We start from the raw sequence: 17,339 nt of genomic DNA, 5'->3' as shown, positions 1-17,339 counted from the left end.
TGAAAATGGATTATAAAATATCATTTTTGACAGGTCTGTTTTTCCTGTACTTCGGAAGCATAGAGGCTCAGACGCTGGAGGATTACCTGTTGATCGCTGTGGAAAATAATCCGCAGGTCAAAGCTGCATATTCCGAATTTGAGGCGGCCCTGCAGGAAGCGCCGCAGGTGAAGAGCCTGCCCGATCCCACCCTCACCGTTTCGGCCTTTGGCCAGATGGTGGAGACACGGCTGGGGCCACAGGAAGCCCGTTTTTCTATCATGCAGATGTTCCCCTGGTTTGGAACACTTGAGGCACGGGAGAATGTGGCAACTTTAATGGCCGAAGCTAAATTCAAGGCTTTCCTGGAAACCCGCAATGAGATCCTGTTGCAGGTGAGCAGTAAATACTATGAACTTTACGAGCTCGGGCAACAGCTGCAGTATCAACAGGAGAATCTCGACATACTTCAGAACTATAAAGACCTTGCGCTTTCACGGGTAAGTGCCGGCAGCGGAGCATTGTCTGATGTTTTACAGGCAGACATTATGCGGAATGAATCTATTACAGGCTTGGACGTGATCAGGCTCAGAAAGGATGTGCTGCTCGCGCAGTTCAATGCTTTGCTGGACCGCGAAAGATCTGAAGCAGTAGTAGTGCCAAATGAGGTAGAAACACTTCCTGAAAACGCCATTTTTGACACTCTTGTTGATAACAACCCTCAGCTGGAGGAACTGGAGAATATGGCGGCATCGGCCCGGGCACGCGAAGAACTGGCGAAAAAGGAAGGAATGCCGAATGTGGGGCTGGGACTGGATTATGTAATTGTTGGGGAAAGAAGGGATATGGCAGTTGAAGACAATGGCCGCGATGCCATTATGCCTATGCTCACTGTGAGCCTGCCCATCTTCCGCGGAAAGTATAAAGCCGAGCGTAAACAGGCGGCTTTTTTGGCAGAGAGTTATGAGCAGCGAAAAGAAGGTTTGAAAAATCAACTTTCAGCAGAACTGGAGGCGGCTTTTTTTGAAGTCCGGGAGGCGCAGGCTATGCTGCAACTTTACAGGCGACAGGTAGAAAGTTCAGAACAGGTACTCAACTTATTGCTTTCCTCTTACCGAAATGCAGCTTCAGATTTTGAAGAGGTGTTGCGGGTGAGGCAGGAACTTTTAAAATATCAGCTGGCGGTGGCAGGGGCAGAAGCCAATTATCTCACCGCACTGGCAAGAATCGATTATTTATCGGGTAAAACTTTAGATTATGACAGGCAGAAATAAAAATATACTCATCATAGCCGGTACACTGGTGGCAGGGATCCTGCTTGGCTGGCTCTTTTTTGGTGGCAGCGATGATACAGAAATTCATGACCACAGCTCAGAAGTCGCGCAGGAAACCATTTGGACCTGTTCCATGCATCCACAGATTCGGGCAACTGAACCGGGGAAATGTCCTATCTGCGGAATGGATCTTATTCCGTTGGAAAGCTCAGATGCCATGGAAAATCCCGATGCAGTTCAAATGACCGAATACGCTATGAAACTGGCAAATATACAGACGCAGGAAGTAGGGAATACTTCCGCAGAAAGGGAGATAGAGCTTAATGGAAAAGTGGTGGTCGATGAAAGGATCTCCTATACCCAAAGTACCCACGTGCCGGGAAGGATTGAAAGGCTGCTGGTTAATTTTACGGGAGAGGAAGTCCGCAGGGGACAGGCGCTCGCAGTGGTCTATTCTCCCGAACTTGTTACAGCACAGGAAGAACTTTTACAGGCCTATGCCATTCGTGAGTCTCAACCTGAACTTTTTGAGGCCGCTAAACAAAAGCTGAGAAACTGGCGGATTGGTGAAAACCAGATCAACCGGATCCTCGAGAGTGGAAAGGCCACAGACCGTTTTACCATCACCGCCGATGTAAACGGCGTGGTGACCGAAAAATTAGTGGAGGTAGGAGATTATGTGGAACGAGGAATGCCGCTATACCAGATCGCCGACCTTTCAAAAATGTGGGTCCTTTTTGACCTTTATGAGCGGACCTTAAATATGGTAGATGTGGGAGACAAAGTAGAATTTACTGTAGCTTCCATTCCGGGTGAAACTTTTACCGGGACTATCAACTTCATAGATCCCATTATTGACCGTCAAACCAGGGTAGCCACTGCAAGGGTAGAGGTTTCTAATATTGATCAAAGGCTGAAACCGGAGATGTTTGTCTCGGGGGTTGTGACGGGAGGGGGCGATGAAAAAGTTGCTTCAGGATTAACTATTCCGCGGTCGGCAGTACTGTGGACCGGGAAGCGCAGCATCGTGTATGTGAACGAAGGCAGTGCAAATAATCCTCTCTTCGTGATGAGGGAATTAGTGTTGGGGCAACTCCTGGGATCATCGTACGTAATTCAGGAAGGACTGGCCGCAGGAGAAGAGATCGTGGTAAACGGAACTTTCACCGTAGATGCTGCCGCCCAGCTTGCAGGAAAACCGAGTATGATGAACCCGGTAACGGCAACTTCAGCCGCAGCACAGGTTGATGTAAGGCAGTATCTGCAGGATAGCGGTTATGACTACAGGGCGCAGGCTTCCAAAGAATTTCAGCAGCAACTGGATCTGCTCGTTAGAGATTATCTTCAGCTAAAAGATGCCCTTGTAGAGGGGCAGGCAGAAGAAAGTCTTAATTTTACAAAGCAGTTTGTAAATACGCTTCAGCAAATCACCGAAACAGGAATGGCGGGAGAAGCAGAGGCTTTTTGGAAGGAAAAGAAGAAGTTCCTGTTGCAACATTCCGAAGAAGGTTTGAATACGACCGACTTGCAAAAGCAAAGGGAGAATTTTGTTTATCTTTCTGAAGCAATTATCAAAACCGTAGCTGCTTTTGGAACAGGAGATAAAACCGTTTACGTAGATTATTGCCCTATGGCAAATTCAGACAAAGGTGCGTACTGGCTAAGCGATGTGGCCGAAATCAAGAACCCATATTATGGTGATGCCATGCTCACCTGTGGCGAAATTGTTGAACAAATTAAATAGTAACTAATCATAAAATCGAGAAAAATGAAAAGAACAAAAATGACAATTATGGCTTTGGCAGGAGCTTTTATAATGGCTTCATGCGGAGAGACTAAAAAAGAGAACGAAGTGGAAGAGGTTGCAATGCCAATGCAAAACGAGATGCATATGGAGGAGACCGGGGATCACGATATGGATAACATGAGCGGGAACCTTGATGACGGCCAGTCTGTTGCCGTTGAATTCAATAATGAACAGGTGGGCACCGTCTATCAACACTACATGCACGTAAAAACGGCATTGGTGAATACTAATGCTGAAGAAGCTATGAGCGGTGGGAAAATGCTTGTTGAAGCATTAGCTAACGTAGAGAACAATGCCCAGGCTCTTGAAGCGGCACAAACCATTGCCAATTCTGCCGAAATTAATGCGCAAAGAACCGCTTTTGAAGATCTTTCTATGGCGATGGAAGGAATGTTAAAAGGTGCAGTGAAATCGGGCGAAGTTTATAAGCAGTACTGTCCTATGGCTTTCGACGGAAAAGGGGCTTTCTGGCTGTCTTCTTCAGAAGAAATTAGAAACCCGTACTACGGCGACAAGATGCTGAAGTGTGGAAGGGTTGAAGAAACTATTAGCGGAAGCTAAGGGTGAAATTGTTCATCAAAAATATGGTTTGTAACCGCTGTAATATGATGGTGAAGTCTGAACTTGAACAGTTCGGGCTTCATCCTCTTACAGTAGAACTCGGGATGGCCGAAGTAGAGCGCGAACTTTCTTCGGAAGAAAAAAAGCTGCTGAATCAGCGCCTGGAAAAACTCGGTTTCGAACTTATTGACGACAAAAAGACCCGGCTCATTGAGAGCATAAAAACCACGATTGTTGAAATCATACAAAATCCTGCACACCTTCCAAAAATGACATTTTCGGAACATCTTTCCGGGAAGTTCCACCAGGATTATTCTGCCCTCAGCAAACTTTTTTCTGAAGTACAGGGCGTAACGATTGAGCAGTACGTGATCAATCAAAAGATCGAAAAAGTGAAGGAACTGCTGGTGTACGATGAGCTTTCCCTAAGCGAGATCGCACATCAATTGAACTATTCGAGTGTCTCCCACTTAAGCAAGCAGTTCAAAAAAGTAACAGGTTTAACGCCCACCCATTTTAAGCAGGTTAAGGAAAACAAACGTACACCGCTCGACGAACTTTAAGTAAACGAATTAACCAACAACAAAATCAAAGTAAGATGATTTCAGAAGATAAAAAACAGAACAAAATGGGCAAGAGTAATTACCGTAATTTCTTTTTAATGCTGGGCTTGTCCTTTGTAGCTATGTATATCACTATGTACATGAACACCTATGAATGGGATCATATTTATTTTAGTTTGACCCGCTTTTATATGGCTTGCCTTGGAATTTCGGCCATGGCGGTTATTATGCTCTCCCTCATGTTGAAAATGTATAAGAATAAGAAGAAAAATATTGCAATATACGTCGGCAGCTTAATTTTATTCGTGTCAGCATTAGGTTTGGTGAGAGCTCAGCAGCCTATTATTGGAGATGTTTTGTGGATGAAGGCCATGATCCCTCACCATTCAATTGCAATATTGACCAGTAAGCGGGCAGATATAAGTGATCCTGAAGCTAAAAAATTAGCTGAAGAAATTATTGAGGCTCAGGTCAAGGAAATTGCTGAAATGAAGAAGATAATCAAACGCCTGGAGAATAAGGAGGAATAGGAGAATCTTACCATAAATTTCCCGAATTGTATAACAGATTCGGCTTTAAATCCTGCGAACTTTGGGAGGTAAAGTTAGAGAGATGAAACACACCTATAAAATCACAGGAATGACCTGTAATGGTTGCAGAAAACACGTGGAAGAAGCCCTTCAACAGGTTAATGGAGTGGAGAAAGCTTCCGTAGATCTTGAAAGAGGAGAGGCTGTGATCAAAATGCAGCAGCATATTCCCTGGGATATTTTTGAAACAGCGGTTCAAAAAGCCGGTGGGAACTATCATGTTCTGGCGCCGGGAACTTCCGAAGAAATATCAGCAGACAAAGGTGTCAAAAATGGCATTTCTGAAGCAGATTTTGGAGCAGATGAATCTTTGATGACGCACACCTACAAAGTTACTGGGATGACCTGTAATGGCTGCAGGAAACACGTGGAAGAAAGCCTGAATAATATTCCGGGGGTTGTAAATACCGCTGTTAATCTCGAAAAAGCTGAAGCTGTGATCAAAATGCAGCAGCATATTCCCTGGGGTATTTTTGAAACTGCCCTTCAGAAAAGTGGTGGAAATTATCACATTTTGGCGCCGGGAACTTCTGAAGAAATATCAGCAGACAAAGGTGTCAAAAATGGCATTTCTGAAGCAGATTCTGGAGCAGATGAATCTGTGATGACACATACCTACAAAGTTACCGGGATGACCTGCAATGGTTGCAGAAAACATGTGGAGGAAAGCCTGAATAATATTCCGGGGGTGGTGAAGGCAGCTGTTGATCTCGGAAAAGCTGAAGCTGTCATAGAAATGAAAAAACATATCCCTACAGATGTTCTTGATGTTGAAGTAAAAAAAGCCGGGGCTAAATATGGCATTTTAGAGAGGAAAGGAGCAGCCGGTGCAGGTATTTCTGAAGTTTCAGAAATTGCAAAGACAAATTCAGGAGCAGGTTCGTCTGCAGAGCATAGCTCCGGTAAAGTTGAAGGGGAAAAGGCCATGACCCACACCTATAAAATCTCCGGAATGACCTGTAATGGCTGCCGTTCTCATGTAGAGGAAACCTTACAGAAGGTCGACGGAGTGAAAAATGCTTCGGTTGACCTGGATAAAGCAGCAGCGGAGATCGAAATGGAGCATCATATTCCCATTGGTGTTTTTGAGGATGCTTTACAAAAGGATGGGGAAAGATATCATATACATTCGGCCGGTTCAGAGGAGAAATATGAGGTGACGGGAATGACCTGCAGCGGGTGTAAGGCTCATGTAGAAGAGACTTTGCGGCAGGTTGATGGTGTGCTGGATGTTGCTGTAGACCTCGAAAAGGCTGAGGCGGTTATCTCTTCAAAAAGGGCAATTCCTGTTACAGTTTTTCAGGAAGTTTTGAGAAAGGATGGCAGCACCTATAATATTTACCTTCCCGGGCAGGATATTACCGCCCCACCAAAACCCGAAAAGCCCAAAGGCAAAGGCACAGGAACTTTTTACTGCCCAATGCACTGTGAAGGCGACAAGACTTACGATAAGCCGGGAGATTGCCCCGTCTGCGGAATGGACCTGGTGGAGGAAGTCAGTTTAAAAGCCGATCAGCCACAGTACACCTGCCCCATGCACCCGGAGATTGTGGAGGATGAACCGGATAGCTGCCCCATCTGCGGAATGGAGCTGGTACGCATGGAACCCGAAGCTTCTGCCGAGCAGAAATCCTATCAAAAGCTGCTGAAAAAGTTCAAAATCGCTGTGGCTTTCACGCTGCCCATCTTTCTTATCGCAATGACCGAAATGATTCCGGGCAATCCCATGTATGACTGGATGAGCATGGAGTCCTGGAACTGGGTGCAGCTGGTTTTGTCAATTCCGGTGGTTTTTTTCGCGACCTGGATGTTCTTTGAAAGAGCCTGGAGATCTATAGTGACCTGGAATTTGAATATGTTCACCTTAATAGGCATTGGTGCGGGAGTAGCGTGGACTTTCAGTGTATTTGGGATGCTGTTTCCGGGACTTTTTCCGGAGCAATTCCTCACGCACCACGGCACTGTACATGTCTATTTCGAGGCCGCTACAGTAATTCTTACCCTGGTCTTGCTGGGGCAATTATTGGAAGCGAGAGCCCACAGCCGTACAAATTCGGCTATCAAGGAACTGCTGAAGCTGGCGCCCAATAAAGCCACTTTGGTGGTGAATGGAGAGGAAAAAGAAATTCATGCAGATGAAATTAATGTAGGCGATATTCTTCGGGTAAAGCCGGGAGATAAAATTCCTGTGGATGGAAGTATTCAGAAGGGACAGACTAACATTGACGAATCCATGATCACCGGCGAACCTGTGCCTGTAGAGAAAGCTGAAGGGGACAAGGTAACTTCAGGAACAATAAACGGCAACAGGAGTTTTACTATGAAGGCCGAAAAAGTGGGGGATGAGACCCTGCTTGCCCAGATCATTAAAATGGTTAACGATGCGAGCAGGTCGCAGGCGCCAATTCAGAAGTTGGCCGACAGGATCTCCGCTTATTTTGTTCCCGTGGTTGTGATGATTTCGGTAATTACTTTCATCGTCTGGGCTGCTTTCGGGCCTGAACCCAGTTATGTTTACGCTTTGATCAATGCTATAGCCGTTTTGATCATCGCCTGTCCCTGTGCTTTGGGGTTGGCAACGCCAATATCGGTAATGGTTGGTGTGGGGAAAGGAGCCCAGAACGGCGTGCTTATCAAGAACGCCCAGTCTTTGGAGCAAATGGACAAGATTGATGTGCTTATCATAGATAAGACCGGTACCATTACTGAAGGAAAACCATCGGTGGAAAAAGTGGTGGCTACAGGAGATACTTCGGAAGAAGAACTAATTCGAACAATAGCTTCAGTTAATGCTCAAAGTGAACATCCGTTAGCAGAAGCCACGGTGCGTTATGCGAAAGCCAAAAACCTGAAGTTTACAGAGACCACCGACTTTGATGCAGTAACCGGAAAGGGAGTTACGGGAATTTCCGAAGAAAAAAAGATTGCGATAGGTAACGAAAAGTTGATGCAGGAAATAAGTACAGAGGTTAATAATAAGCTTCAGCAGCAAGTCAGGGAAGAGCAGCAACAGGGGAAAACAGTTTCTTACGTGGCGGTAGACGGCAAAGTTTCGGGATACGTCACTATAACAGATCCTATTAAAAAAACGAGTCGGCAGGCGATTTCCGAACTTATTGATGCCGGCGTGGAAGTGATCATGTTGACGGGAGATAACGAGATAACAGCCTCGGCGGTGGCGAAAGAGCTGCACCTAACCAGTTTCAAAGCCGGGATGTTGCCACAGAATAAACTTGAGGAAGTAGAGAAATTACAACAGCAAGGCAAAAAAGTGGCCATGGCCGGTGACGGGATTAATGATGCACCCGCACTTGCAAAAGCCGATATTGGGATCGCTATGGGCACCGGAACCGATGTGGCAATAGAAAGTGCAGAAATTACCCTTGTAAAAGGGGATTTGCACGGGGTGGTAAAGGCGAAAAACCTGAGCAAAAAGGTGATGAAGAATATTAAGCAGAACCTGTTCTTCGCCCTCATTTACAACACGCTTGGTGTGCCAATTGCGGCCGGAGTGCTGTTCCCGTTCTTCGGAATTTTACTTTCACCCATGATCGCGGCTTTGGCAATGAGTTTTAGCTCGGTATCTGTAATTGCCAATGCGCTGAGGTTAAGGGGCGTAAAACTTGACCATTAAAAATGGCATTTTTGAAGAGTCTTCTATAATTACTAATTTGTGAAGAAAAATTTATGCAGGATTTCTGGAAGAGCTGGGCAGAAGCAGCTTACACAAGTACAAGTTTTTTTTGGATGGCCTTATGGGCCTTTATTCTCGGCTACTTAATTAGCAGCGGGATCCAAATATTCGTAACCGAAAAGAAAATGCAGGAGACCATGGGTGGTAAAAACTCAAAAGGTGTTCTCCTGGGCACATTTTTTGGGTTTATAAGCAGCTCCTGTAGTTTTGCAGCTCTCGCTTCTACCAAAAGCCTTTTTAAGAAAGGAGCAGGTTTTATTCCGTCTATTGCTTTCCTTTTGGCTTCGACAAACCTTGTGATCGAGCTGGGAATCATTATTGCTATTTTCCTGGGCTGGCAGTTCGTAGTAGGGGAATATGTGGGAGGAATCCTGCTTATTCTCATCAGCTGGCTTATCGTAAGGCTTATCAATCCGAAGAAACTGATCAAAAATGCACGCGAGCGGCTAAAAGGAGAAGAGGATGACGATAAAGGATCTGACAAAGACTGGAAGGAGAAAATGAAATCTGAAACTGCCTGGGCCAAGGTGGCAAAGCAGTACGCGATGGAATGGAAGATGGTGTGGAAGGATGTGACCATTGGTTTCACCATCGCCGGAATTGTAGCTGCTTTTGTACCCGATTCTTTTTTCAGAACCCTGTTTATCAACAGCGGGCCTGAGGTTGAAAGCCATAGCTTTTTTACCATTTTAGAGCATATTATTGTGGGGCCCGTTGCTGCATTTTTAACCTTTATTGGTTCTATGGGGAATATTCCGCTGGCAGCGCTGCTCTTCGGAAAAGGCGTCAGCTTCGCCGGAGTAATGGCGTTTATATTCAGTGACCTGGTTGTATTTCCGGTGTTGCGGATCAATGCGAAATATTACGGCTGGAAAATGTCACTTTTCATACTCTTTTTATTGTTTACTGCACTTATTGGAACCTCCCTGGCCCTGCACTATTCTTTTGACCTGTTAAGCCTGCTGCCCGATCCAAACAACGTGAAGATCCTTGAATCTGAACATTTCCAGATAGACTATACTTTCTTTCTCAACCTCGCTTTTCTCATTATCTCCGGAATTCTTCTTTACATTGGCTTTTTTAAAAGGAACGATGTAAAGCACATGAAAGAAATGGCACCAAAGAGCCAGGTGATGGAAAACATTATGAAGTATCTTGCCTTTATTGCTTATGCGTGGTTAATAGGCGGCTGGATCGTAAGAATTTGGGTGGTATAAAAAAAGCCGGACGTTAATCCGGCTCTTTCATATATGCAAAAATGAGGTTTAGCTGTTAGGATCGAGAATAAGATTTACTCTTTCTAAAGCATCTTTCAAATGGTAGCGGGTCAATGTGTCTCTGCTGCGACCAATGCTGTTGCGAAGATCACGCTGCAGCTTTTTAAGCTCGCCTCTCACTACCGGGCGAATATCACTTTGTGCCACATCAATGTTTGAGCGGGTTATCCAGGAACGGTAACGTGCAGGGATAGCTTCCTGTTCTTCGTTCATTAGATATTCCATTCTGTCGATGTATGCACGCTGAAGATTTCTACGGTAGGTGTCAATGTCCTGGCCTCTTCTAAGTTCACTCCAGATTCCGGTTCTTAGGTCCTGCATCATATCGAGAAGTCCGTAAGCACTATTGCCGTTCATTTCACGATTCTCGATCAATCTTGCCATTCTTCCGAAGTCAAGCAGGTTATTCAAAGTGCGCTCTTGGGTATTTCTGATCCTTTCCACACTTCCGTCAAATTCGATCCTGTTGAAGATCTCCTGCTCAAGAAGCCATTCGGGAGTAGAAAACAATTCATCCTGAAGGAAATTCATTGCATTTTTCTGCTTTTCGGGAGTCACATGAAAGTATACTGCACCTTCCTGGTCGTAAGTCTTTGTTTCTTTAATAACACCACCCACGTTGGCAGCAACGTGCCCCATGTAACGGTTGTACTGACTAAGTACCTGCTCATACATAGTTTCAAGATCATCGTAGTCTTTACCTTTTTCGGCAGTCCATTCGATGAGGTTTGGAATTATCCTTTTCAGGTTTTTGATTCCGTACTGGCTGGCAAGCACAGAGTCATCACCAAGATCTTCGGTCTGGGAAGTAGGATCGATCACCCCGCTTTGCTGGGCACCAAATCTATAAACAGGATCTCCTGCTTTTTCAAGGATCCAGGAGTCGAGGACTTCTTTTTCCTCTTTTCCTGTTTTCCCCGGAATTGGCTTGTAGCCCCACATCACCGAATACTTGTCATAAGGCCCAATGTTTGGCATTAGCGCCACATCACCATCTTCGGGCTGTGCGATATAGTTGAAACGTGCATAATCCATTATTGAAGGAGCAGTTCCATATTTTTGTGTGAATTCAGCATCTCTCAAAGATTCTACAGCATAGGCTGCACTGCTTCCCATGTTATGAGGTAAACCAAGTGTGTGGCCTACTTCGTGAGAAGATACGAACCTTATCAAACGACCCATGATCTCATCTTTAAATTCCACACCACGGGCATCTTCATTGATGGCTGCAGTCTGTACAAAGAACCAGTTTCTCAACAGGGTCATTACGTTGTGGTACCAGTTTATGTCCGATTCCAAAATCTCTCCCGAACGCGGGTCACTTACGTGCGGCCCGTTTGCGTTTGGTATTGGAGAAGCTAAATAACGCACTACAGAATAGCGAACATCTTCAGGGCTCCAGTCGGGATCTTCCTCTTTAGATGGAGGATCTTTTGCAATAATGGCATTTTTGAAACCTGCAGCTTCAAAAGCCACCTGCCAGTCTTCAATTCCCTGTTTGATGTAAGGGATCCATTTCTTTGGAGTCGCACGGTCTACGTAATAAACGATCTGTTCTTTAGGTTCAACCAGTTCCCCACCCTTGAATTTTTCCATATCTTCTTCCTTCACCTCAAGTCTCCAGCGGTCAAGGTAGCGTACGGTTTCACTTTTTTGAGCATCAAGGCCGTAATCGGTTTGCCCGGTGGTGAACCAGCCAACGCGCTCGTCATAGTATCTTCTTTCCATAGGCACCTTTGGTAGGAGGATCATGGAGTTGCTCATTTTTACTGAAATAGATCCTGTACTTGAATTTGAAGGTGGTTCGCCAGCATTATAAGTTTTCACGTGACGTACTTCAATGTTTTCAGGATAACTCCGGATGGTGTCTATGTACGATCTGCTGTCATCCAAACGGCTGATCTTGTATTCTTTTCGGTTCCTTTCAGGAAAACCAAGCGCCTGCACGTCATTTTTGAAAAGGTCGGTTACCTTGATCACTGTTGCATTGTTCACCGAATCCTTGTGGAAAGCTTCAATGTCAAAAGAAAAAAGAATGGGCTCAAAGTTAGAGTTCACCACAGCTTCGTGCACCGGAAGCGAATCGGCAGCAAAAACGTCGTGAGAAACTACGCGAAGAAGAACGTTCTTATTTTTCTTTTCCCAACGCAGCACCTGCTCGTTTTGTTTGCCGCCACCAAAACCAATACCCGAAGCAGTCTGGGCAATCCTGGTAACCATAAGCATTTCACGGTTAAAGAGGCTATCGGGGATTTCGTAGTAGTAATCATCATCTACCTGGTGTACAGTAAATAAGCCGGTATCAGATTTTGCTTTTTTGGTGATCACCTTGTCATAAGGTTTGATCCCGTTTTTGTCTTTTTCAGAAGATTTGGCTGCTGTTGCTGACTTTTTATCTTTTTCAGGTTGAAAGACGGCACAACTCGTTATTGAAAAAGAGAAAAAAACAATAACCAGCCGGAACAAGAGTCGGTTGTTCATTAATTGTAAAATTTAAGTTAAGAATGGCTCAATTTAAAGAAACAGATCCCGGTTGCCTAATCCATGGCTGTTAAATAAAAAGAGAAGCACTTTGCTTATAGTTGGACAGTAGTAGCAGTAAAAGGTTTAAAATGAAATTATAACTGGTAGCATTTGCTTTTAAATAAGATGCTAAAAATTTCTTAAAATTTGAGGGTTTCCTGTACCTTTGAAAGAAGATGAGGGTTTCCTGCTTTCTTATTTTCTTCCTTTTATCTGGAAATGTCTTTTCCCAGCTGGGATTTTGTCCCGGCAGTAAGGGAGACGCTATTTTCCATGAAGATTTTTCGTCTGGTACTTTACCAGCCGGGACTACAAGTTATCCGCGTGTTTCGGGAGATCCTCAGGACGGTTATTATACTATTTCAAGTACAATTGGCCAGGGAATTCAAGACTGGCATTCTTCTCTGCCCAACACCACTTTATCTAATGGAAACGCATTAATAGTCAATGCCGACGATAAAAATGCCGGATTGTTCTTCAAAAGAGAAATCTCGGGATTGTGTGAAGCCACCACTTATGAGTTTTCGGCTTACCTTATGAATATTCTAAGTCCTATTCGTACTGGTTGTGCAAATGGAGGCATTCCAATAAATGTGAGGTTTCAAATTTGGGATAAAACCGACACTCAGTTACTTGCCGAGGGTGATACGGGAGATATCCATTCTTCATCTACCCCCTACTGGGAACAGTTTGCTTTGACCTTCCAGTCTCAGCCGGGACAGGACCTGGTGATCCTTAAAATGTTCAACAATGGGATTGGTGGCTGCGGAAACGATCTCGCTATTGACGATATTATTTTCAGGTCTTGTGGAGACCTCACAGAAATCACATCTGGTACAACGGCAGGAAGTTCTCTTGAAGTTTGTGAACCCGATGCTCCCGTGAGTGTGGCATTAACCGCTACCCCAGACCATACGGTGTATAAAAGTCATGCTTTTCAATGGCAGGAAAGTACAGATGCCAATAACTGGCAGGATATTTTGGGGGCAACAGGCACAGTGTACTCTTCTCCGGCTATTAACTCTACCCGGTATTACAGGGTTAAAGTAGCCGAAAATTCGGTAAATCTTGACGATAATCTCTGTAGCTCGGTTTCCGAATCTTTTGCTGTGTACTTTGTGGAAACTCCTTTGGCGCCGGTAAGTAGCGGAGATGAAAATATATGTGAGGGAGACCCATTTCCTGCACTTAAGGTAAATGTGGAGCCAGATGAATCTGTAACCTGGTTTGATAAAGTTACAGGAGGCGTTGAGGTTGGAACAGGAAATTCTTTTGTGCCTACAGCTGCCGGAACTTATTATGCCGAAGCTGTGAAATCGGGTTTTAATTGTGAACCCGGGCCCCGCACTCCGGTTACTTTGAAAATTTTTACTGTACCTCAAACAATGGATGAGGAGTTGCAATTGTGCGCCGGCAATACGGTCGAGCTTGATGCCGGGCCTGGAAATTTCAGCTACAACTGGAGCACCGGAGCTTCGGGCAGGACGATCTCTGTGACTAATCCCGGAAACTATTCAGTAATAGTGACAAATTCCAACGGCTGCAGTGCTTTGAGAACATTTGAAGTAGCAGCTGTAGCGGTTGCCGAAATTGCCAAAATTACTTCGGAAGCAAACAGGGTGATCATAGAAGCAGCAAATTCAGGGGAATTCGAATTTTCTCTGGATGGGATTCACTTTCAGCAGTCAAATGTTTTTCAGAATATTTCCGGCGGAATATATACTGCTTATATACGCGATCTAGAAGGTTGTAAAACTGTTTCCGAAGAATTTCCGCATATTGTCATTCCCCAATTCATCACCCCTAACAGTGATGGCTTTAATGACAACTTTGAACTTAAAGGAGTTGAATATTTCAGCAATTCTGAAATCAGGATTTTTGACAGGTACGGGAAGTTACTGGCTGCCGGAAGTGGCGCCGGATTTTCCTGGAATGGCACTTACAATGGAAAGGAACTGCCTTCAGAAGATTACTGGTATCAAATATTTATAGATGGTTTTGAGCCTCAAAAAGGCCACTTTTCATTAAAGCGTTAACATGGTTGAACAGAAGCAAAATAACAGCCTCTTAAAATCCCATTTTTGGATCCTTATTCTCTGTACTTTTTTCAATATTGGGGAGAGTAGAGGGCAGGAGATCATTCCGACATATTCAGACTATCTTACAGATAATCTTTTCCTGCTGCACCCCTCTCTTGCAGGGGCGGCAGTTAACAATCAACTGCGGTTAACGGCCCGGCAGCAGTGGTTTGATATAGATGATGCACCGGGATTGCAGACGCTTACCATTAATGGCAGATTGGGCAACAAAGAGGGGATAGGTGCCATTCTATTTAACGACAGGAATGGAAATTTCTCTAAATCTGGGGCGTATGGGGCATTCGCCTACCATTTGAGGTTACCTGCAGGAGACCTTCAATTGCATAGGCTGAGTTTTGGAATTAGTGCAGGGGTTATTCAGCATCGGCTTGACCAAAGCGGCTTTACCCAACCCGATCCGCTGCTGGGGCAGGAGAAGGCTTCGGTAAGTTACGCGAATATGGATGTGGGAATGTCGTACTTCAATAAAGATCTTTATATACATGCCACTGCAAAAAATCTTTTACCAGTTACGAGGGAATTGTTTAATAGTCATAACATCGCTACTAATCAAAGACGGTATTTTTTAACTGCCGGTTACATTATTTCACCGGCTTATGACTGGTACCTGGAGCCTTCGGCCATGCTGCAACTTGTGGAAGATACTTCGGAAAAACTTGCAGATGTTAACCTTAAGGCCTACCGGAATTTTGAGTTCGGGCAAATATGGGCCGGATTGTCTTACCGGCAGGGGCTGGATAAAATGGAAGGTGATACAGAAAACCTGAGATATCTCACTCCTTTTGCCGGTGTGGAATACAGGAAATTTTTGGTGGGTTACACGTTTTCCCGGCAGTTTAATGAAGTGGTGCTTAGTAACAGTGGTTTTCATCAAATTACCCTTGGATATAATTTTGGTGCACCAAGAACCCGATATCACTGTGGGTGCCCGGCCATAAACTAAAAGAGGAACCCGAAGGCTCCTCTTTATAAACTGTCAAAAATGGCATTTTAGAACCACTTTTCTACCTCTTCCAGCTGCAGTGCAGCAATGGGTAATTTATTTTTCTTTCTTAGTCCGTTGAGCTTTTGATGAACCTGGGTAGGTTTGTTTTCCTGAAGTTTGGCAACAGTACCAAATTCGTGCATCACTGTATCTACCCATTCCTGCGGAACTCCGATTTTTATGAAATCCTCAGGTTTTGGTGTGGCTGCTTTCTTTTCGGGCTTCATCTGTGGGAAGAACAATACTTCCTGTATAGATTGTTTGTTGGTAAGGAACATGATCAAACGATCCATTCCAATACCAAGGCCCGATGTTGGGGGCATTCCGTATTCCAGTGCTCGTAAGAAATCATTGTCTATAAACATAGCCTCATCATCGCCTTTTTCAGATAATTGTAGCTGCTCTTCAAAACGGTTTCTTTGGTCTATAGGATCATTTAACTCAGAATAAGCATTGGCAATCTCTTTTCCGCAGACCATAAGCTCAAACCTCTCTGTAAGCTCCGGATTTTCACGGTGCTCCTTACAAAGCGGACTCATTTCTTTTGGATAATCTGTGATGAATGTGGGCTGTATGAAGTTGCCTTCACATTTCTCACCGAAGATCTCGTCAATAAGTTTTCCTTTACCCATAGTGTCATCAACTTCGATGCCCATGCCTTTTGCGGCCTCAAAAAGTTCTTTTTCAGACTTGCCTGTAATGTCAAATCCGGTGAATTGTTTGATGGCATCGGTCATTGTCACTCTGGCATAAGGCGCTTTAAAATCTACCTGATGTTTTCCAAAAGTGGCTTCTGTAGTTCCGTTTACGGCAACAGCGCAGTGTTCCAGGAGATTTTCGGTAAATTCCATCATCCAGTTGTAGTCCTTATAAGCTACATAGATCTCCATCGCCGTGAATTCGGGGTTGTGCGTGCGATCCATTCCTTCATTTCTGAAGTTTTTCGAAAACTCATAAACTCCGTCAAAACCACCTACAATAAGCCTTTTAAGGTAAAGCTCGTTGGCAATCCGCAGGTAAAGAGGGATGTCGAGCGCATTGTGATGCGTGATGAAAGGCCGCGCAGCAGCTCCTCCCGGAATGGATTGTAAAATGGGGGTTTCAACTTCAAAATAACCTTTGTCGTTAAAGAAGTTCCTCATTGCGGTGAATAGCTTTGTTCTTTTTACAAAGATCTCTTTCACTTTTGGGTTCACCACCAAATCGGCATAACGCTGGCGGTAACGCAACTCGGGATCGTTAAATTCGTCGAAGGTTTTACCTTCTTTATCGGTCTTTGGAAGTGGAAGCGGTTTTAATGATTTGCTAAGAAGTGTGAAATTCTCAACCATTACTGTTTTCTCACCCACCTGCGTGTTGAAGAGCTTACCTTCAATCCCGATAAAATCTCCTATATCAAGAAGTTTTTTATAGACGTCGTTGTATTTGCTTTTATCATCTCCCTTGCAAATCTCGTCACGGTTGAAATACACCTGAATTCTTCCGGTGGAATCCTGAATTTCAGCAAAAGAAGCCTTTCCCTGTATTCTTCGGGACATAAGTCTCCCGGCGATGACGACCTTTTTATTTTCTTCAAATTCAGACTTTATTTCCGAAGTAGTATGATCTACGGGATAAAGTGCCGCGGGATAAGGGTCAATATTCAGTTTTCGCAGGGAATCGAGTTTCTCCCGGCGAATGAGTTCCTGTTCAGATAAATGCATTTTCTTTAGTTCAAGATTCGACTTGCAAAGATACAGACTATACCGCAACCAATCAATTGTTTTTTAACGGGCAAAGCGCTAATTTGGTTGGTGTAGATTTTAATATATTTGTAGCTGCCTATGAGTGTTTGGAGAGTAATATTGTCGATCCTTTTTCCACCCCTTGCTGTGATAGACAGAGGTTGTGGTTCTATTCTTATCGTGCTTATACTTACACTTTTAGGTTGGGTGCCGGGAGTAATTGCCGCACTAATCATCCTGAATAATAACAAAGGCAGGTAAAA

The 17,339-nt window shown here is 44.4% G+C and carries 12 protein-coding genes and 1 pseudogene; 11 read left to right on the top strand and 2 right to left on the bottom strand.

All coding sequences use genetic code 11. From position 1 onward, the window contains the following. Positions 1–5: 5 nt before the first annotated feature. From OQ279_RS07900 to OQ279_RS07865, 8 genes and pseudogenes are all read left to right on the top strand, one after another. Positions 6–1,253: a TolC family protein gene (locus OQ279_RS07900; protein WP_266069331.1), complete on the top strand. Its 1,248-nt coding sequence runs from the start codon at positions 6–8 to the stop codon at positions 1,251–1,253. Beyond that, positions 1,237–2,997 (top strand): efflux RND transporter periplasmic adaptor subunit, encoded by a 1,761-nt coding sequence (locus tag OQ279_RS07895; RefSeq protein ID WP_266069329.1) that lies wholly within the window; start codon positions 1,237–1,239, stop codon positions 2,995–2,997. Before OQ279_RS07900 ends, OQ279_RS07895 begins: the two co-directional genes overlap by 17 nt. A gap of 24 nt (positions 2,998–3,021) precedes the next feature. Next, positions 3,022–3,621: a DUF3347 domain-containing protein gene (locus OQ279_RS07890; protein WP_266069328.1), complete on the top strand. Its 600-nt coding sequence runs from the start codon at positions 3,022–3,024 to the stop codon at positions 3,619–3,621. Between the two features lie 44 nt (positions 3,622–3,665). After that, complete coding sequence (locus OQ279_RS07885; protein WP_266069327.1) at positions 3,666–4,184, top strand: helix-turn-helix domain-containing protein; 519 nt, start codon at positions 3,666–3,668, stop codon at positions 4,182–4,184. Positions 4,185–4,219: 35 nt separating this feature from the next. After that, on the top strand, positions 4,220–4,714 hold the full coding sequence (locus tag OQ279_RS07880) for a DUF305 domain-containing protein (RefSeq protein WP_266069326.1): 495 nt from the start codon (positions 4,220–4,222) through the stop codon (positions 4,712–4,714). 82 nt (positions 4,715–4,796) lie between these two features. After that, positions 4,797–5,207 (top strand): annotated as a pseudogene (locus OQ279_RS07875) (heavy-metal-associated domain-containing protein); the annotation flags it as partial. A gap of 168 nt (positions 5,208–5,375) precedes the next feature. Then, positions 5,376–8,408, top strand: a complete 3,033-nt coding sequence (locus OQ279_RS07870; protein WP_266069452.1) for a heavy metal translocating P-type ATPase — start codon at positions 5,376–5,378, stop codon at positions 8,406–8,408. Between the two features lie 53 nt (positions 8,409–8,461). Then, the gene (locus tag OQ279_RS07865) at positions 8,462–9,685 is read left to right on the top strand and encodes a permease (RefSeq protein ID WP_266069325.1); all 1,224 of its coding nucleotides are present in this window, start codon (positions 8,462–8,464) and stop codon (positions 9,683–9,685) included. A 48-nt stretch (positions 9,686–9,733) separates the two neighbouring features. Here OQ279_RS07865 and OQ279_RS07860 read toward each other — a convergent pair whose 3' ends face one another. Then, positions 9,734–12,226, bottom strand: coding sequence for a zinc-dependent metalloprotease (locus tag OQ279_RS07860; protein WP_266069324.1), 2,493 nt, complete (start codon positions 12,224–12,226; stop codon positions 9,734–9,736). Positions 12,227–12,444: 218 nt separating this feature from the next. Here OQ279_RS07860 and OQ279_RS07855 point away from each other — a divergent pair, with 218 nt between their 5' ends. Further along, complete coding sequence (locus OQ279_RS07855; protein ID WP_266069323.1) at positions 12,445–14,304, top strand: T9SS type B sorting domain-containing protein; 1,860 nt, start codon at positions 12,445–12,447, stop codon at positions 14,302–14,304. 1 nt (position 14,305) lies between these two features. Beyond that, entirely contained in the window at positions 14,306–15,310 is a 1,005-nt protein-coding gene (locus tag OQ279_RS07850) for a PorP/SprF family type IX secretion system membrane protein (protein ID WP_266069322.1), read from the top strand. A gap of 47 nt (positions 15,311–15,357) precedes the next feature. Here the strand turns inward: OQ279_RS07850 and lysS are convergent, their stop codons facing one another. After that, a complete protein-coding gene (gene lysS / locus OQ279_RS07845) occupies positions 15,358–17,055 on the bottom strand; it encodes a lysine--tRNA ligase (RefSeq protein ID WP_266069321.1) in 1,698 nt (565 codons plus the stop codon). A 120-nt stretch (positions 17,056–17,175) separates the two neighbouring features. On the opposite strand from lysS, the gene OQ279_RS07840 reads away from it, so the two are divergent. Then, complete coding sequence (locus tag OQ279_RS07840) at positions 17,176–17,337, top strand: YqaE/Pmp3 family membrane protein (protein WP_266069320.1); 162 nt, start codon at positions 17,176–17,178, stop codon at positions 17,335–17,337. Positions 17,338–17,339: the final 2 nt, after the last annotated feature.

Source organism: Salinimicrobium profundisediminis (assembly GCF_026241755.1).
Taxonomy (GTDB): domain Bacteria; phylum Bacteroidota; class Bacteroidia; order Flavobacteriales; family Flavobacteriaceae; genus Salinimicrobium; species Salinimicrobium profundisediminis.
Note: the sequence above shows the minus strand (reverse complement) of the source record. Positions and strands in the feature narration are given on the sequence as shown.